At 63.5% G+C, this 17,892-nt stretch carries 16 protein-coding genes; 9 read left to right on the top strand and 7 right to left on the bottom strand.

Going from position 1 to position 17,892, the window contains the following annotated elements:
* The 5 genes from AC4K8G_RS05040 to AC4K8G_RS05020 all read left to right on the top strand — a co-directional run bounded on the left by AC4K8G_RS05040 (position 1) and on the right by AC4K8G_RS05020 (position 4,756).
* Complete coding sequence (locus AC4K8G_RS05040) at positions 1 to 1,248, top strand: class I SAM-dependent methyltransferase (protein ID WP_491733078.1); 1,248 nt, start codon at positions 1 to 3, stop codon at positions 1,246 to 1,248.
* Positions 1,249 to 1,606: 358 nt separating this feature from the next.
* On the top strand, positions 1,607 to 2,224 hold the full coding sequence (locus tag AC4K8G_RS05035) for an RNA polymerase sigma factor (RefSeq protein WP_491733077.1): 618 nt from the start codon (positions 1,607 to 1,609) through the stop codon (positions 2,222 to 2,224).
* 9 nt (positions 2,225 to 2,233) lie between these two features.
* Positions 2,234 to 2,854, top strand: a complete 621-nt coding sequence (locus AC4K8G_RS05030; RefSeq protein ID WP_491733076.1) for a zf-HC2 domain-containing protein — start codon at positions 2,234 to 2,236, stop codon at positions 2,852 to 2,854.
* A complete protein-coding gene (locus tag AC4K8G_RS05025; protein WP_491733075.1) occupies positions 2,851 to 4,077 on the top strand; it encodes a S8 family peptidase in 1,227 nt (408 codons plus the stop codon). The genes AC4K8G_RS05030 and AC4K8G_RS05025 overlap by 4 nt, the downstream gene beginning before the upstream one ends.
* Positions 4,028 to 4,756 (top strand): TorF family putative porin, encoded by a 729-nt coding sequence (locus AC4K8G_RS05020; protein ID WP_491733074.1) that lies wholly within the window; start codon positions 4,028 to 4,030, stop codon positions 4,754 to 4,756. The genes AC4K8G_RS05025 and AC4K8G_RS05020 overlap by 50 nt, the downstream gene beginning before the upstream one ends.
* Here AC4K8G_RS05020 and AC4K8G_RS05015 read toward each other — a convergent pair.
* The 3 genes from AC4K8G_RS05015 to msrA all read right to left on the bottom strand — a co-directional run bounded on the left by AC4K8G_RS05015 (position 4,753) and on the right by msrA (position 7,646).
* Positions 4,753 to 5,469: an SDR family NAD(P)-dependent oxidoreductase gene (locus tag AC4K8G_RS05015; RefSeq protein ID WP_491733073.1), complete on the bottom strand. Its 717-nt coding sequence runs from the start codon at positions 5,467 to 5,469 to the stop codon at positions 4,753 to 4,755. The two genes, AC4K8G_RS05020 and AC4K8G_RS05015, sit on opposite strands and share 4 nt — an antisense overlap.
* An 18-nt stretch (positions 5,470 to 5,487) precedes the next feature.
* Entirely contained in the window at positions 5,488 to 6,936 is a 1,449-nt protein-coding gene (gene purF, locus AC4K8G_RS05010; protein WP_491733072.1) for an amidophosphoribosyltransferase, read from the bottom strand.
* A gap of 116 nt (positions 6,937 to 7,052) precedes the next feature.
* The gene (gene msrA, locus AC4K8G_RS05005) at positions 7,053 to 7,646 is read right to left on the bottom strand and encodes a peptide-methionine (S)-S-oxide reductase MsrA (protein WP_491733071.1); all 594 of its coding nucleotides are present in this window, start codon (positions 7,644 to 7,646) and stop codon (positions 7,053 to 7,055) included.
* 119 nt (positions 7,647 to 7,765) lie between these two features.
* On the opposite strand from msrA, the gene AC4K8G_RS05000 reads away from it, so the two are divergent.
* Positions 7,766 to 9,562 carry an acyl-CoA dehydrogenase C-terminal domain-containing protein gene (locus AC4K8G_RS05000; protein WP_491733070.1) on the top strand — a complete coding sequence of 599 codons (1,797 nt, stop codon included), beginning with the start codon at positions 7,766 to 7,768 and terminating at the stop codon, positions 9,560 to 9,562.
* On the opposite strand, the gene AC4K8G_RS04995 is transcribed toward AC4K8G_RS05000, so the two are convergent.
* Positions 9,559 to 10,326, bottom strand: coding sequence for a 2OG-Fe(II) oxygenase (locus AC4K8G_RS04995; RefSeq protein WP_491733069.1), 768 nt, complete (start codon positions 10,324 to 10,326; stop codon positions 9,559 to 9,561). The two genes, AC4K8G_RS05000 and AC4K8G_RS04995, sit on opposite strands and share 4 nt — an antisense overlap.
* 271 nt (positions 10,327 to 10,597) lie before the next feature.
* Between AC4K8G_RS04995 and AC4K8G_RS04990 the strand changes: the two genes are divergently transcribed.
* The 3 genes from AC4K8G_RS04990 (at position 10,598) to AC4K8G_RS04980 (ending at position 12,832) form a co-directional block, all read left to right on the top strand.
* The gene (locus AC4K8G_RS04990) at positions 10,598 to 10,765 is read left to right on the top strand and encodes a hypothetical protein (RefSeq protein WP_491733068.1); all 168 of its coding nucleotides are present in this window, start codon (positions 10,598 to 10,600) and stop codon (positions 10,763 to 10,765) included.
* A gap of 128 nt (positions 10,766 to 10,893) precedes the next feature.
* The gene (locus AC4K8G_RS04985) at positions 10,894 to 11,391 is read left to right on the top strand and encodes a hypothetical protein (RefSeq protein ID WP_491733067.1); all 498 of its coding nucleotides are present in this window, start codon (positions 10,894 to 10,896) and stop codon (positions 11,389 to 11,391) included.
* A gap of 163 nt (positions 11,392 to 11,554) precedes the next feature.
* A complete protein-coding gene (locus tag AC4K8G_RS04980) occupies positions 11,555 to 12,832 on the top strand; it encodes a L,D-transpeptidase family protein (RefSeq protein WP_491733066.1) in 1,278 nt (425 codons plus the stop codon).
* Here the strand turns inward: AC4K8G_RS04980 and AC4K8G_RS04975 are convergent.
* The 3 genes from AC4K8G_RS04975 to AC4K8G_RS04965 all read right to left on the bottom strand — a co-directional run bounded on the left by AC4K8G_RS04975 (position 12,829) and on the right by AC4K8G_RS04965 (position 17,834).
* Positions 12,829 to 15,525, bottom strand: a complete 2,697-nt coding sequence (locus tag AC4K8G_RS04975) for an EAL domain-containing protein (RefSeq protein WP_491733065.1) — start codon at positions 15,523 to 15,525, stop codon at positions 12,829 to 12,831. The two genes, AC4K8G_RS04980 and AC4K8G_RS04975, sit on opposite strands and share 4 nt — an antisense overlap.
* Positions 15,526 to 15,635: 110 nt before the next feature.
* A complete protein-coding gene (gene cysK / locus AC4K8G_RS04970) occupies positions 15,636 to 16,562 on the bottom strand; it encodes a cysteine synthase A (RefSeq protein WP_491733064.1) in 927 nt (308 codons plus the stop codon).
* Positions 16,563 to 16,565: 3 nt separating this feature from the next.
* A complete protein-coding gene (locus tag AC4K8G_RS04965) occupies positions 16,566 to 17,834 on the bottom strand; it encodes an MFS transporter (RefSeq protein WP_491733063.1) in 1,269 nt (422 codons plus the stop codon).
* Between the last annotated feature and the right edge of the window lie 58 nt (positions 17,835 to 17,892).

The raw sequence follows: 17,892 nt of genomic DNA, 5'->3' as shown, positions 1-17,892 counted from the left end.
ATGAGCACCCGGGGCGAACATCTGGTGCACGCCGACCGCCGCTTTTCGACGGGCGGAGGGATTCTTGCCCGCTTAGTCTCCCCTGCCTTCACCATGGTCCTCGACCAGATCGACGAGCGCATGGCGTGCGGCGGGTTCGACGCGATCCTGCCCGACGGAACAATGCGCCGCATTGGATATCGCTCGGCGGGACCCGCTGCTGTGGTCAACCTGTCGAGCTGGCTCTCGCTAGTTCGGCTCGCAACCTCTGGCTCGGTCGGTTGGTACAAGGCCTGGACGCTTGGCGAATGGTCAAGCCCCGACCCGGTCGCGATCTTCGAGCTGTTTTCGGCCAACGCCGTCGCCCTTGGCGATGTCGGGCGGGCCAAGGGGCCGTTCCGGCTGGTGAACGCGCTCGCGCACCGGCTGCGCGACAATGCCCCGCGAAAGGCACGCAAGAACATCGCGGCGCACTACGATCTCGGCAACGATTTCTACTCGTCGTGGCTCGACGAGACGATGACCTACAGCTCGGCGCGCTTCGCCAATCGGCAAATGGGCCTCGAGGGCGCGCAGCGGCGCAAGGTCGCGCTGCTGCTCGATCGGCTCGATCTCAAGCCCGGCCAGCGGCTGCTCGAGATCGGCTGCGGCTGGGGCAGCCTGGCCATTGCCGCCGCCAGGCGCGGTGTTTCCGTCGTCGGACTCACCCTGTCAAAAGAACAGAAGGCGTGGGCGGACCGGAAGATCGCCGAGGCAGGATTGTCGGACCGGATCGAGATCCGCCTTCAGGACTATCGCGACACCGCTGATGAGTTCGATGCGGTCGCTTCGGTCGAGATGGTCGAGGCGGTCGGCCAGCGCTGGTGGCCGGCCTATGTCGATTGTATCGCGCGCAACCTGAGGCCCGGCGGTCGCGCGGCGCTTCAATTCATTAGCATGCGTGACGAACTGTTTGACCGCTATGCGCGCAACGCCGACTTCATCCAGACCTACATCTTTCCGGGCGGAATGCTGCTCGACGAGCTGCAGTTCGAAACCCTCGCTCGCGAGCACGGACTGTCATGGGAAGACCGCGATGGCTTCGGCCTTGACTATGCCGAAACGCTGAAGCGCTGGCGCAATCGCTACAATCTCGCCGTTGCACGCGGCGATCTCGCCGAGTTCGGCGAAGCGTTCCACAATTTGTGGCGCTATTATCTGATGTATTGCGAGGGCGGCTTTCGCGGCGGCGCGATCGATGTCGCGCAGGTCACGATGGTCAGGAACTGACCGCCGCGATCGTGATCACCAGAAGGCGGCTGCCAGTCCGCCGCCGATCACGGCGGCAGTAAGCGCGAGCCCGAACACAGCGTTGCGCCAATTCTCTCCGAAAGTGCGTTCCATGACTGGATACTCCTCCCGCGTTTCAAACGCGCGAGCATCCGGCGCCCTTCCCGCGAACAGGAATGCTCGCGGCTCGGTCTATACCATGATCGGCGTCTCCACCCAAATTCCGGGCGGGTGAAAATCTAACGAAGTCAGCACTTTGCTGGGGATAAAAAGTCGATTGGTGAAGCGTCTCGCTTTGCTTTAAAATCGGGAAACGGGTCGGCGTTGAACTTTTTTCCGCATCTGAGGCACCCACGCGATGAACAAGATCGAAGGCGTGATCGTGCGATTGATGGGGGCTCGGCCGAAAACGGCTTTTGAAAGACAGGAAGCACCCAGGGACACGCAGTTGCTGGAGCGTATCGCTGCGCGCGATCCGAAAGCGTTCGAGCAGCTGTACCGGCAGTACCAGCCGCGGCTCTCGCGCTTTCTGGTGAACATCGTGAAGCGGCCGCAGCTGGTCGAAGAGGTTTTGAACGACACAATGATGGCAGTTTGGTCCACGGCAGGAAATTTCAGGGGAGCGAGCAAGGTCTCGACCTGGATTTTTGCGATTGCCTACCGCCAGGGGGTGAAGGCCCGCATGCGCTGGGACGAGCCGCTGCCAGACCTGCCCGATAACGACCAGGAAAGCTCGGACATCGCACCGGACGAAGAGCTTCATAACCGCCGCAGCCACAGCGCGCTCGTCGAGGCGATGGGGTCTCTTTCGGCCGATCATCGCGCGGTGGTCGACCTCACCTATTTCCACGGCCTGGGATATCGCGAGATCGCGGAAATCATGGATTGCCCGATCGACACGGTGAAGACGCGCATGTTTCACGCTCGCCGCAAGCTGAAGACCGTTATTCCGGGCGATGCCCGCGATTGGTTGTAGAGGCTCAAGATGAACGACCCATCCGCCAACCCGCATGATGAAGCCGAAGAACTGCTTCCGTGGTACGTAACCGGTAAGCTTGACGCTGCCGACCGCGAGCGCGTCGAGAAGCATTTGACCGAATGCGCCGACTGCCAGGCTGAGCTTCGTGCCGAGCGCGCCCTGGCCGCGGAATATCGCGACTATTCACCTGAAGTGGAAGCGAGCTGGTCGAGCCTTCGCGAACGTCTCGGTCCCGCAGCAGCGTCCCCGGTCGCCGCCAATTCCAACTGGTGGCATCCGATAAGCCGGCCTGGAATGGCCGGGCTGATGGCTGCGCAATTGGCTGTGGTGGCTGTGACTGCCGTTACGGTGAGCTACCTCAACCAGCCGACCGCCGCTTATCGCGCGCTTGGTTCGGCTCCGGTCGTCGCCAGCGCCAATGCGATCGTAATTTTCCAACCGCAGACGCGGGAAGACCAGCTTCGGCGATTGCTCAATGACACGGGCGCGGAGCTTGTCGGCGGCCCGACCGATGCCGATGCTTACGTTCTCCATATTCCCGATCAGAGCCGCACTGCCGCGATCGCTACGCTGCGCAAGCGGCCCGAAGTGGTGATGGCAGAGCCGATCGACGGACAGGCGTCATGACACCGAACAAGGCCATCAAGATCGTTGCGATCGCATTGGCCGCGGCCGCTGCTGCGTGGATGATCCCTGCATTCGCGCAGCAGCAGGCGCCGCGACCCGACCGCCAGATCATGGTGATGGTCCCGCATCCGGCGGACCATTTCCGTCCCGGAGCGGCTTATGCGGGAAGCTACGGCGACGACCTGTCGCGAAGTGCGCGCGAGCGGCTTGCGCGCCGCATTGCGAAGCAGTTCGGTCTCACCTTCGTCGAGGATTGGCCGATGCCGATGCTCGGGGTCGATTGCTTGATCATGGCAGTGCCCGCTGACCGATCCGTCGAACAAGCCGCCAACGATGTGGCCCGGGATTCCCGCGTCGCATGGACCGAGCCGGTTCAGGTTTTCAAGGCGCAGAGCGAGGCGGCCCCCAACGACCCGTTATTCCCGGCGCAGCCGACCGCACGGCAGTGGCAACTGGCGAAGCTCCAGCACCTGTCGACCGGTAACGGCGTGCGCGTCGCGGTAATTGACAGCGGGATTGATGCCGCCCACCCGGATCTCGCCGGCCAAGTGATCGTCAATCGCAACTTCGTATCCGGCCGTTCGATGGCGGCAGAACAGCATGGTACTGGCGTCGCCGGGATTATCGCGGCCAAGGCCGGCAACGGTGTCGGCCTCGCCGGCGTTGCGCCCGCCGCAAAGTTGCTCGGCCTCCGGGCATGCTGGCAGGCGCCGGGCAATACGCTGTGCGACAGTTTCAGCCTCGCCAAGGCTCTCTATTTTGCAATCAATCAGAAGGCGCCCATCATCAACATGAGCCTCAGCGGCCCGGACGACCGGCTGCTCCGGCAGCTCATCCGGCTCGCGGTCTCGAATGGCGAGACCGTGGTCGCCGCCTTCGACAGCAGCCAGCGCGATGGTGGCTTCCCGGCTTCGGTTCCAGGCGTTGTGGCGGTGACGGACTCTTCGTTGGCAGTCAGACATCCGCACGTGTACATTGCACCTGGCCATGATGTGCCTACCACGCAGCCCGGCGGACGATGGTTCCTGGTCAACGGAAGCTCGTTTGCGGCCGCCAATGTCAGCGGCCTGTTTGCGTTGGTTCGCCAGCGCCAGTCGAAGCTCAGTCCAACGCTCGTTGCCCAGGGGGGAATTGTCGATGCCTGTGCGACGCTGGCTTATGCGGGGCTGAGATGTGATTGCTCCTGCGCCCCTGGCGCGGCGCGGGCCATGCTTCGCCGTTAGGGCCGCCGCCGCTTTCATCTTGGTTGGCTTGAGCGTGCCCGCCGCGGCGGGCGTCGGCGCGACAGCATCCCTATTCACCGAAGCGCGCTTTCGCGGGATTTCATTGAGCGGCGGTGATCCCGTCGGCCAGCTCGACCTTTCCTACGATGACCCAAGCGGATTTTACGGAAGCCTGTCCGGAAGCCTCCTGCGGAGCTCTGAGTATGGCATTCGCCCGCTCGCCCTGCAGGAAAACGTCGGTTACGCGAAGCGGCTGGAAAATGGCCCCACCATCGACGTCGGGATCATCAATTCCCATTACTCGCGATACAGCGCTTACCAGCCATCGAACGGCTATACGGAGATCTATGCGGGTTTGATTGGGCGGATATTTTCCTCGCATATCTACTTGGCGCCGAACCATTATCACTGGGGCCATTGGGCCGCTTACGGAGAAGTGGATGCCGGTTTCAGGCCGGCGCGGAAGCTGCGGCTGACTGCGCACATCGGCAGCCAAGTACGATTTCACCCGGGCTTCGGATCGCGGATCCAATATGATTGGCGCATTGGCGCGAGCCGGGAGATCGGCCCGGTCTCGCTCCATGTTGCGCTAAGCGACGGTGGCCCCGGCCGGGATTATTATGACGATGGCGTGCATCGCCGCCGTGCCCTGATCGCTGGCGCGACCTTCGTCTTTTAAGCTTCGACCCGAACCCTCTGCCCCGTCGGCGCGTCCGCCAGCAGGCGTTGGATGATCGCCTCCGCTACCACTTCGGGAGGCTTCACGCTTTCGGGCTCCTCCCCGGGGAACGCATTGGCGCGCATCCGCGTGCGCGTCGCGCCCGGGTCGACGATGTGAACTTTGATCCGCTCGAGATACGCGCTCTCATCGGCGTAGGCGCCGAGCAGGCCTTCGAGCGCGGCCTTGGAAGATCCATACGCCCCCCAGAAGGCGCGCGGATCGCTCCCGACCGAGGACGTCAGCCCGACGATGTCTGCCTTGTCAGCCTTCTTCAGCAGCGGATCGAAGGCCGCGATCAGCGCCTGGTTGGCGAGCAGGTTGATGCTAAGGATGCGCGAATATTCCTTTGGATCGATGTCCTGCACCGGCGTCAGCGAGCCGAGCATTGCCGCATTAAGGACGAGCACGTCGAGCTTCTGCCAGCGCTCGGCGACGGCTCCGGCGAGCTTGCCGATCGCTTCGCCCTGCGTGAGGTCGAGCGGTGCGATCGTCGCGCTCCCCCCGGCGTTATGGATCCGCTCTTCCACTTCCTCGAGCGCTGTGGAGGTGCGCGCGACGAGGATCACGTGGGCGCCTTTAGCCGCAAGGGCTTCGGCAGTCGCAGCGCCGATGCCTCGGCTGGCCCCAGTCACGAGGGCGAGCTTGCCCGAGAATGGCTTCGAATCGGTCATCGAGCGGCCTCTAGCCGCTTAGCGGCTCGCGACCAAAGACAGCGCCGCCGGGCCTTCCTTGTCGGTAAGGTCGGTGAGCGTCGTCGGGTAATCGCCCGTGAAGCAGGCGTCGCAGCGTTGCGGCACGCCGTTGTCGCGCTCTTCGCCCAGCGCGCGGTACAGGCCTTCGATCGAGATGAAGGCGAGGCTGTCGGCGTTGATATAGTCGCGCATCTGCTCGACGCTCATCTGCGCGGCGAGCAACTTGGCCCGCTCGGGCGTGTCGACGCCGTAGAAGCAGCTGTGCCGGGTCGGGGGCGAGGCGATCCGCATGTGCACTTCGCGCGCACCCGCGTCGCGCATCATTTGCACCAGCTTCACCGAGGTCGTCCCGCGAACGATCGAATCGTCGACGAGGACGATGCTCTTGCCGTCGACCAAGGCGCTGTTCGCGTTGTGCTTCAGCTTGACGCCGAGGTGACGCACTTCCTGGCTTGGCTGGATGAAGGTGCGCCCGACATAGTGGGAGCGGATGATGCCAAGCTCGAACGGGATGCCGCTCGCCTGGCTGAAGCCGAGGGCCGCAGGGACACCGCTGTCGGGGACGGGTACGACATAATCGGCCTCGACGGGCGCTTCGCGCGAGAGCTCGGCGCCGATGTTCTTGCGAACCTCATAAACCGACTTGCCCTCGGCTATGCTGTCGGGCCGCGAGAAATAGACATGCTCGAAGATGCATGGCCGCGCTGCGACCTTCCCGAACGGGCGGAAGGACCGGATGCCGCTGTCGTTGACCAGGATCAGCTCGCCGGGTTCGACGTCGCGGACGAAGCTCGCGCCAACCACGTCAAGCGCCACGGTTTCGGACGCGAAAATCGTCGCTTCGCCGAGCTTGCCCATGACCAGGGGACGAATGCCGAGCGGGTCGCGGCATGCGACGAGACCTTCGTCGGTCAGCACGACGAGCGAATAAGCGCCTTCGACCTGCTTAAGCGCATCGGTCAGGCGATCGAGATTGTTGGTCAGGTCCGACGTCGCGACCAGGTGGATGATCACCTCGGTGTCGCCGGTCGACTGGAAGATGGAGCCGCGGCGGTTGAGCGTGCGGCGGAGCTTCATCGCGTTCGACAGATTGCCGTTGTGGGCCACGGCGAAGCCGCCCTCGTTCAACTCTGCGAACAGGGGTTGGACATTGCGCAGCGCCGTCTCGCCCGTCGTCGAATAGCGCACGTGGCCGATCGCCGAACGGCCGGCCAGCTTCCGGATGATGTCGTCGCGGTCGAAGTTGCCGGCGACGTGTCCCATCGCGCGGTGCGAATGGAAATGCTTGCCATCATAGCTGGTGATGCCGGCGGCTTCCTGTCCGCGGTGCTGAAGTGCGTGAAGCCCCAGCGCGACGAAGCTCGCGGCGTTGTCGGCACCCCAAATACCGAAGATCCCGCATTCCTCGCGCAGCTTGTCGTCGTCGAAGGGATTGGTCGTCAGCATGGTTGGTCAGGTCCCCAAGCGCCAGCGGCGGCCGTTTCGAGCGCCATATAGTGTGATGGGGTGGCTTTGTCGCCCCCAGGCTGAATAAAGCGTGAAATTTTAACCGCTTAGGCGCGTTAGCCTTTGTAAAGGGCGGGGAATTTTCGCTGCAGTGCGATCACTTTCGGCCGATCGTTGATGACGATGTACGGATAGAAGGGATGAAGCCGGGCGAAGTCCTGATGATAGGACTCGGCCGGATAGAAGCCGCCACGCTCGATCTTCGTGGCGATCGGCGCTTTGTATGCGTGAGAGGCTTGAAGGCGCGCGATGAACGCCTTCGCCGCCGCGGTCTGGCCGGCGTTCTGCGGGAAAATGGCGCTGCGGTAGCTCGGCCCGCTATCCGGGCCCTGGCGGTTCACCTGAGTCGGGTCGTGCGCCACCGTGAAGAACACCTGCAACAGCTGCGCGTAGCTGACCTGGCTCGGATCGTAAGTGATCTTGACCGCTTCGGCGTGGCCGGTCGTTTCCGTGCTGACACTGTCGTAATTTGCGTCGCGCGCCGAGCCGCCGGCAAACCCAGAAACGACGTCCTTCACGCCCTTCACATGTTCGTAGACGCTTTCCATGCCCCAGAAGCAGCCGCCGGCGAGAACGGCGGTTTCGGTGTGCGGGGCAGCGCTTGCTGCACTCGCGACAAATAACGGAACAAGGGTGAGCGCGAGCTTCATGATCAATCTCCTTTACCACCCTTATACGGAACAGCCTGAACCAAGGTTGCACTTGGCCCCTAGACCGGCTTGTCGCTACTGCCGTCGCGCCTTACCGTGCTGACACGGAGGTAAGCGGGATGCCCATATACAACGCGCCAGTGAAGGACACGCGTTTCGTCCTCAACGACGTCCTCGGGCTCAGCCGCTATTCGAACCTGCCGGGATTCTCCAACGCGACGCCCGACCTGGTCGATGCCATCCTCGAGGAGGCGGCCAAGTTCTGCGAACAGGTCCTCCAGCCCCTGAACAAGGTCGGCGACGAGGTCGGGTGCAAGCGCAACGACGATGGTTCGGTCACGACGCCGCCGGGCTTCAAGGACGCTTACAAGCAGTTCTGCGAGGCCGGCTGGCCGACCTTGACCGCGCCGGAGGAATATGGCGGTCAGGGCATGCCCCAGATCATCGGCACGGCGATCGGCGAATATGTGCTTTCCGCCAACCACAGCTTCGAAATGTACCAGGGTCTGACTTCGGGCGCGATTGCCTCGCTCTTGGTCAAGGCGTCCGACGAGCTCAAGCAGACCTACGTCCCCAACATGGTGACCGGCAAATGGACCGGAACAATGAACCTGACCGAGCCGCATTGCGGCACCGACCTTGGCCTGTTGAAGACCCGCGCTGATCCCAATCAGGATGGCAGCTATTCGATTACCGGAACAAAGATATTCATCTCGTCGGGCGAGCATGATCTCAGCGAGAACATCATCCACCTGGTGCTCGCAAAAATCACCGGCGCGCCGGACAATGTGAAGGGCATCTCGCTGTTCGTGGTCCCGAAGTTCCTGGTGAACGAGGATGGCAGTCTCGGCGAGCGCAATTCGCTCGGCTGCGGAGCCCTCGAAAAGAAGATGGGGATCCACGGCAACGCGACTTGCGTGATGAATTACGACGGGGCCAAGGGCTGGCTGGTCGGCGAGCCGGAGAAGGGCCTCCAGGCCATGTTCATCATGATGAATGCGGCGCGGCTCGGCGTCGGGTTGCAAGGCCTGGCGCAAGGCGAAGTCGCGTATCAGAATGCCGCCGCCTACGCCCGGGACCGCCGCCAGAGCCGCGCGCTCAAGGAAAGCGAGCGCGAGGCTGGCGCCAAGGCCGATCCGATCATCGTCCACCCGGACGTTCGCCGGATGCTGATGGAGGCGCGCGCCTGGAACGAGGGTGGCCGCGCGCTGGTGCTGTGGGGTGCGCTGCTGGTCGATCTCGTGCGCCGCTCGCCAGACGAGGCGGAGCGCCGGAATGCCGACGACCTGCTCGGGCTGCTCACCCCCGTGATCAAGGGTTACCTCACCGACAAGGGCTTCGCCGCGGCGGTGCATGCGCAGCAGGTGCTCGGCGGCCATGGTTACATCCGCGAGCATGGCATCGAGCAGTTCGTTCGCGATGCGCGGATCACCCAGATTTACGAGGGCACCAACGGCATCCAGGCGATGGACCTCGTCGGCCGCAAGCTGCCGCGCGAAGGGGGACGGGCAATCCGCGCTTTCTTCGAGCTGATCGGCAAGGACATCGTCGATGCAAAGGGCGCTGGCGATCCGGCGGGTCTCGGCTCTGCCCTCGAGCCTGCGCTCGGCGACCTCCAGGCCGCGACCATGTGGCTGGCCCAGAACGGCATGGCCGATCCCGACAATGCCGGAGCGGGGGCCTACGCCTATATGGAATTGATGGGCCTCGTCAGTTTGGGCTGGATGTGGCTCAAGATGGCAGCTGCAGCCCAGCGCGCGCTCGATGACGGAACGGACGATCGGGCCTTTCACGAGGCCAAGCGCGCCACCGCCGCTTTTTACGCCCAGCGCGAACTGCCGATGTCGACCGCATTCCGTCGGAAGGTCGAGGCAGGCGCCGAAACCCTGATGAAAATCCCGGCTGAAGCTTTTTAGCGGGGGGCCTTGCTGCGCAGCCAGCCCGTCACTGAAATCCGCGGCGTCGGCGCGTAGGTCGCGACCTGCGACACGTAATGGCTTTGCCCGATTGCGAACAACGACAGCGCATTGAAGCGCGGCGTGATCGTCTCATCGACGCTACCGTCGCGATCGACGAAATGGAGCAGGCCGCCCCACCGCGGTAACCAGTCCGGCGTCAAGCTCAGGACATAAGCGAAACAACGATGCATGCCTTCGAGCGTGTCGTCATGCGGGGTCAGGAAGTCGCCCGTCCGGTAGCGCGTTGCCTGGCAGTCCGCGAACTTGAGATGCGTACTCCCCGTTATCTGCATGAGCGTTTCGAGTACGGATGGCGACGACAGGAAATATGCGAAGCGGTCGACGACAGCGTCCGACCGAAGCCGCTCCTCTCTCCGATCCGGCACCCGGATATTGTCATATTGATATTGGAAATCGAATGCGGCCGCCTCATTGATCACCTTGAGCACGGGCTCACGATTGGCAGCCGGCGTTTGGTCCCAATCCTCGCCAGGGACCTCGTAGGTACGATCCGCTGCATTGAAGACGTGCCGCCAGCGGCTGCTCGCCTCGAGGTCGGCACGAAGCATGTTCGCGGAGGCTGGGGTGAGGAATTCCATAATCTGCAACCGGCTGCGCGACGCGAAGCTGCTTGCAAGGCGGCCTATGTCCAGAGACGGATTAAGTTCGAACTCGGCATCGTTCGACCCCGCCAAGGTGGCAGCAGGAAACGCCTTTGTCATAGGCCGTCCGCGCTATCGCTGTGCGCACACCCGGCCCAGATCCAGTTGCGGAGCTGGGGGAAGGGCCAACGCAGGATGGCTACCGAGCATTGCACGGACCGAGATTCGCGGCCGGATCACCGTCGCCCATTAACTTTCGTTGGGCGGCGGCGGCGGTTCGACGAAGCCACGCGAAAATCCCTTCGTCGATACCCCAGTTCGACGAACGGATGGCCCGAACGCCCAAATCGCCCTGTTGGCAACGACCCTTAACTTTCGATAGGGTAATATCATGAGGGAGGAGATCGCCGACCTGCGCGAGCATGCGCAGCGCTGTCGCCGACTTGCGCGGGTGGCGGAAGGTGCTGAAGCCCGCGCGAAGTTGACGCAAATGGCGCTCGATTTCGAGGTGGCCGCCGATCGGCTTGAGGCGCGCCAGCCGCCGCCTGCCACCGATTAGACCCATTCACAACGCGTTCACGGTACGACGACGAGCCGAACCCTCGGCGCGACGAAACTTGCACCTCTAATACCGCCCGCTCGTTTGAATCCCGAACGGCTCCAACCACACGGAAGGAGGAACGAGCCATGACCATGATGACCAAAATGCTTGCCGGCATCGCCGGCGTTACGGCCGTTGCGGCCGCGGCTCCTGCCTCGGCGCAATATCCTTATGCCTATGGCAGTCAGTACGGCTACAGCCAGTATGGCTACGCCAACCCTTACGGCTACAATGCCTACGGTGCGGCGAATGGCAGCGTCGCTGCTCAACAGTGCACCGCTGCCGTCCAGAACCGGCTTTATAACCGGACCTCGATCGGCGGGATCATCGGCGCTCTTCTCGGCGCAAACACTATGAACCAGTCGCGGGTGCTCGGTGTCACTCGAGTGACCCAGAACAACGGTTACACGCGTGTCCGCGGTATCGCGAGCAGCGGCCGCTATGCCTACAATAACTATAGCCCCTATGGTGTCGGCGCTTACGGCGCGCTCGGCTATGGTTATAACCAGGCAGCCGACCTGTCGTTTAAATGCGACGTCGACTATCGCGGTTATGTCCGCGACGTCGACATCAACCGCCGTTAATCGCGGTTGACGAGCGGTCAAATGGGAGCGCCGGCCTTCGGGTCGGCGCTCTTTTTGTGAGCAGTTCAGGCGGGGGTCAGGCGTTCCGACTAAACCCGCAGGCCATTTGTGCGTTACAGCCCTCGAGCGGGCGCTTGCGCGCTTCAGGGAAGAAGTGGATTCGATGAAAAGTCTTTTTGCTTTCGGGGCGGCCGCCTTGGCCGCTGGCGCGACCCTTCCGGCGACATTCGCCACCGGTACGGCTGGCGCTGCCACGGTCGCGGCGCCAGGCTTACAGGCGTACGGGCCGCGCTGGTTCGGGCCGGAATCGGGGGGCGCTGCGCAGCAACTGGTTCAGTTGCTTGCAACTGCCCAGGCCGACGGCCTGAACCCCAAGCGCTATAACGTTAAGGGGCTAAGCCGCGCGGTCGCGGCCGCCCAAAGTGGGAATCCGGCCGCCGTGCAGCAGGCATCGGCGATGCTGAACTCGGCACTTTATGCCTATGCCCGCGATACTCGGCGCGACCCCAACATCGGCATCATCTACATCGATCGAGAGCTACGTCCGGCGCCTCCGTCGGAGCGTGAACTGCTGTCGCAGGCCGCGGCGGCGCCGTCGCTTTCTGACTACGTGTCCAAGATGGCCTGGATGAACCCGATCTACGGCCAGCTTCGCACCGCGCTCGCGGCGCACGTGTATCGCAATGATGCCGAGCGCCGATTGCTCAGGGCCAATCTGGAGCGCGCTCGGGCGCTTCCGGCTGGAAACGGTCGCTATGTGATCGTGAATCCGCCGGCCGCCCGCTTGTACATGTACGAAAACGGCCAGGTCGTGGATTCGATGCGGGTGGTCGCGGGCCGTCCCGATCCGATCGCCCAGACGCCGATGATGAACGCGTTCATCCGCTATGAGGCGCTGAACCCCTATTGGAACTCGCCGTCGGACATCACGTCGCGGAAGCTCGCGCCGACCATCCTCAAGGAAGGGCGCGCCTACTTCAAGAACCGGGGTTATGAGGTCCTTTCGGATTGGTCCGACCACGCGCGCGTGATCGATCCGATGTCGATCGACTGGAAAGCGGTCGCCGCGGGGCAGAAGGTGCGCATGCGCCAGAAGCCCGGTCCGGCGAATTCGATGGGGAAGATGAAGTTCATGTTCCCCAATCCGCAGGGCATCTGGCTGCACGACACGCCCGAAAAGGAAAAGATCGACGAGGCCGCGCGGCTCCAGAGCAACGGCTGCGTCCGCCTGGAAGACGCGCCGCGCTTTGCCCGCTGGCTGTTCAACGGACGTCCGCCGAAGACGCAGGGTGCAAAGCCGGAGCAGAATGTCAACCTGCCGACGCCGATACCGCTCTACATCACCTATCTGACGGCAGTGCCGAGCGGGACCTCGATCGTTTATTTCGACGATTTCTACGGCAAGGATCGCGCCGCCACGCGCCAGATCGCGAGCCGCTAACCCGCGCCTCGCTGCTGGTCGAAATAGGCCGGGCGAAGCATCTGGACCGGATTCGATTTCTCGCGTTTAGGCGCCAGCCGCGCGAGGTCGAACTCATTGCCGAACTGCACGCCGAACTTGCCTGGCTGGGCCCAGCGTACAATGCCGCGCACCGGTCCGACGCCGACGATATCGATCGCGAGTTCGGTACCGGGTGAGACCGACAGGTCGCACTCGACCAGCGCGCCCATCGACGAGATGTTGCGAAGCCTGACTTCCACGCTCTGGCCGTCGATGCTGGTGATCGCGCGGCGCATCAGGCGATGGCGCTGCTCGCGGCTGCACTGGAACCCATCCGCTTCGACGGTGACGCTGTTCGCAAGCTCGCGCGCGGCGTCTGCGGGGCTGGGCCGTCCGAAGATGTAGCCTTGGACCATGCTGACTCCGAGCTCGCGGATCAGCTGGAGGTCGTCGTGGGTCTCGACACCCTCGGCGCAGGTGTCCATGCCCAGCGTCTCGGCGAGGGTAACAATGGCGCGGATGATCGCTGCGTTGCGGTTGGTTGCGCTGGTTGATGCCGCGCCGCGGACGAAGCTCTGGTCGATCTTGATTTTATCGAATGGCGCTTTCTTCAAATAACCAAGCGACGAATAGCCGGTCCCGAAATCGTCGAGTGCGAGCCGGACCCCGAGGCCCTTCAGCTTGGCGAATGTCTCATCGGTGGTGTCGCCTTCCGCAAGGAAGACTCCTTCCGTGATCTCTAGCTCGAGCCGTTCGGCCTGCACCTTGGTGCCCCTGAGATGCTTGGCGACGATCGCGACGACATTGGGGTCGTTGAACTGTAGTGGCGAAAGGTTGACCGAGATGCGCACATGGTTCGGCCAGTTCGCCGCCTCTTCGAGCGCGGTGCGCAGGACCCATTCGCCGATCTTTCCGATGAGGCCCGCTTCCTCGGCCAGGGGAACGAAGACCGTCGGCGAAATCGGCCCGCGGGTCGGGTGCTGCCAGCGGACCAGCGCCTCGAACCCGGAAATGTCCTCGCCGGCGGCATGGACTATGGGCTGGTAAGCGACGCTGAGCTCGCCCCGGTCGATTGCCTGGCGAAGGTCGTTCTCGAGGAGCTGCCGTTCGGCCGCTTCGCTGTGCATCGACGGTTGATAGAAGCAGTGCTTGCCGCGCCCCGCCCCTTTTGCGGCGTAAAGCGCAAGGTCGGCGTTGCGGACCATCGCATCAGCGCTGATTTTTCCCGGGTCACCGATCGCGATCCCGACCGACGCCCCGATCATCACCTTATGGCCCTCGATCAGGTAAGGGCGGGAGACCTGGTCGATCAGCGTCCTCGCGAGGGACTCGAGCAGGCCCATGTCGACCGTTCCAGGAAGTACCGCCTGGAACTCATCTCCCCCGAGCCGTCCGACCTGGCCGTGGTTGCCCATCACCGACTTGAGCCGATCGGCGACCTGGCGAAGCAGCGCGTCGCCGATTGGATGGCCAAGCGTGTCGTTCACGTTCTTGAACCGGTCGAGGTCGATCATGAACAGCGCGCAGCCTTTTTGCCGGTGAGCCGCGTTGCGCTGCGCTTCCTCAAGCGTCTGGCGCATCATCGCGCGATTGGGCAGGCCGGTCAGCGAATCAAAGCGGGCGAGGCGCGTGATCTCGCGTTCCGAGCGGCGCTGCTCGGTTAGGTCCGTGCCGATACCCCGGAAGCCCAGGAAGCGGCCGCGGTCGTCGAATATCGGGTTACCTGAAAGGGACCAGTGGACATCTTGGTCGCTCGCCGGGCGAACGACGACGTCGGAAAACGGAAAGCGAGCCGACAGGTGAAAGCCGAGCGTCTTTCGCTCCTCGATCGTGTCCGAGGCCTCGGTGTCGACTGACAACAGGTCGGTGAACTGCCGTCCCAGCAGATCTTCGGGCTGCAACTCGAAATCGTCGGCAAGCTGCTGGGAAACGTAGGACAAGGTGCCGAGATAATCGGTTTCCCAGAACCATCCGCGCCCCGTCGATTCGAACTCGTCGACAAAATGCTGCGCTTTGCGCGCCTGGAGCTCGAGCCGGAGGCGCTTTCGCCCGGCCGCGAGGAAGCTGCGCGCGCTGGCGATGCTGTAGAAGAACAGGAGCAGCGATAGGATCGCCACGCAGGCCGGCAGGAGCGGCGATCCGGCGAGGAGCATGGCGGCGGCAACGGACACGATCATGTTGATCATCGCCAATGGTGGCGAACTCATCGATACGATCGTGCCCATCGCGATGCCGGCGGCCATCGCAATCGGGGCGGCGGCGATCGGCGTTACGAAGCGGTCGTCCGCGACGGTTTCGCCGAACCATGTCCACAACAGGCCGACGAGAACCAGGTAGACCCCAAGCGACCGGATCAGCGTGTGCGGGGCGAACTTAAACCGGTTGCGAGTGAGCAGGACGCCAATCGCAGCAGCGTCCAACAGCATGACCAGCGCCGAGGGGATCAGTGGGTTATCAAAACACAGGCAGTACTGGCGATCTGCTGCAAGCACCGCCAAAGTTACCGTGATCAGCAGGTGCGTGGCGCCAAGCAGGAATGGCGCGTGCTTCAGCGCCGTGATGCGCCATTCCGACAAGGAATCTTCGTCGCTGGTCTCCGGCCGCGAGACGTCGAACCACCAGGCGTCGGCGATCGATACCGCCTCGCGCGCTTCAATCGGTTCTGGCGGTTTCGCGAAGCGCGAACGGCGCATGTTTCGATCCCCACTGGCTGTCCCGGCGACAGGCTGGGATCACGCGCAACGCACGAGTCTTAACCGCGCGGGAGTTAACTACGCGGTCAAGGAGCAGGGTTAGCGGACGGTTATCCTTGTTCGGGCAGAAAGTCCGGAACCGACAGATAGCGCTCGCCGGTATCGTAGTTGAACCCGAGGATGCGCGGGTGGTCGCCGAGCTCGCCGATCTTCTGATCGATCGCCGCGAGCGTGGCGCCCGATGAGATGCCAACCAGCATGCCCTCTTCGCGCGCGGCGCGCCGGGCCATCTCTTTGGCGTCGTCGGGAGTCACCTGGATCACGCCGTCGAGCAGGCTCACATCCATGATCGCCGGAATGAAGCCGGCGCCAATGCCTTGGATCGGGTGCGGGCCGGGCTCGCCGCCTGACAGTACCGGCGAAAGGGTTGGCTCGACCGCGAATACCTTTAGCCCGGGCCATTCCCTCTTCAGGACCTCAGCGGCGCCAGTGATATGACCGCCGGTCCCGACGCCGGTGATAATCGCATCCGGCGGCCCGTCGGCGAAGTCCTTGAGGATTTCCTGCGCCGTGGTCTTCCGATGGATTTCGAGGTTTGCCGGATTTTCGAACTGCTGCGGAGTCCATGCGCCCTCGATCGACGAGCGGATTTCCTCGGCGCGGGCGATCGAGCCCTTCATGCCTTTTTCGCGCGGAGTTAGTTCGAACTCCGCCCCATAAGAGAGCATCAGGCGCCGCCGCTCGACGCTCATGCTTTCGGGCATGACCAGGATCAGCCGATAGCCTTTGACAGCTGCGGTCATCGCAAGGCCGATGCCGGTATTGCCGGACGTCGGCTCGACGATCGTGCCGCCCGGCTTCAGCTTGCCGCTGCGCTCGGCGTCCTCGATCATGGCCATGGCGATACGGTCCTTGATCGAGCCACCCGGGTTCGCCCGCTCCTGCTTGATCCAGACTTCCGCGCGATCGCCGAACAGCCGATTGATGCGGACGTGCGGAGTGTTACCGATGGTCTCGAGGATATTGGCGGCTTTCATGCCCTAGCTCTCCTCATTGGGGGAATGGCGCAAATCGGGTGGGTCGAAGGTTTTTGCAAGCCGAAGTTCGGGGAACCACCACGACCATAGAAATACGACGCCGAGTGCACCGACGCCGCCAGCGATCACAGCGGGAACGGGTCCGATCAGCGCACCCAAAAAGCCCGATTCCGCTTCGCCGAGCTCGTTGGACGCCGAGATGAACAGTGACGAAACCGCGCCGACACGGCCGCGCATCTGGTCCGGGGTGTAAAGCTGGATGAGCGACTGGCGAACGTAGACCGAGAACATGTCCGCGGCGCCAAGCAGGGCGAGGCAACCGAGCGACAACGGCATCGATCGTGAGAAACCGAAGATGATGGTGGCGGCGCCGAACACGCCGACCGCAGCCAGCATCTTCGCCCCGACATTGTACTTCAATGGCCGGAAAGCGAAAAAGGCGGCCGTCAAGGTTGCGCCGACAGCCGGCGCGGCGCGCAAGTGGCCAAGCCCTTCAGGCCCCGCGTGGAGCACATCGCGGGCGAACACCGGGAGCATTGCCGTGGCGCCGCCAAGCAGCACGGCGAACAGGTCGAGGCTGATCGCGCCGAGCACAAGCCGGTTGCGGCGTACGTAGCGAAGCCCCTCGACCATCTGTGCCCATGGGTTTACGCCGCGCGCGATTTCGCTCCGCTGCACCGGGCCGATCGCGAACAGCCCGGCGAGCGAAACCGCGAATAGCAGGGCGCTTGCCGCATAGGGCGCGAACGGCGCAGCGGCGTAAAGGTAACCGCCTATTGCCGGGCCGAGGATGGAACCGGTCTGCCAGGCGATTGACGACAGAGCGATAGCGCGCGGCAGGATCTTGCGCGGCACGAGATTGGGCGCGAGCGCGCCGAGTGCCGGGCCGGCGAACGCGCGGGCCACACCTAGCAAAGCCGCGACGGCGTACAGCGCCTCCAAGGTCGTCGTATCGGTCCAGGCGAAGCCCGCGAGCGCGGCTGCGCATCCCAATTCAAGCGCGACCGATGCGCGCGCAATCCAACGCCGATCGACCCGGTCTGCGGCCCATCCGGTGACTAGGGTGAGCAGGAACAAGGGGATGAACTGGACGAGCCCGATGATGCCAAGGCGAAGGGCGGCTTCCTTGAGACCCATCGTCTCGCGCGCAATGTCATAGACCTGCCAGCCGATGACGATGACCATCGCCATCTGGCCGATGGTCGAGGCAAGCCTCGCGAGCCAGAAATAGCGGAACGCCGGGATCTTCAGTGGCTCGGGGAGGAAACTCACTTTGCGCGCCTAGCTAGGACGGACAGGGCGAGCAACTACCGCCGTTCGCCGAAACCCT

It is taken from the genome of Sphingomonas sp. SP3, assembly GCF_058514305.1.
The sequence above is the reverse complement of the archived record's forward strand: the minus strand, read 5'-3'. Positions and strand labels throughout refer to the sequence as shown.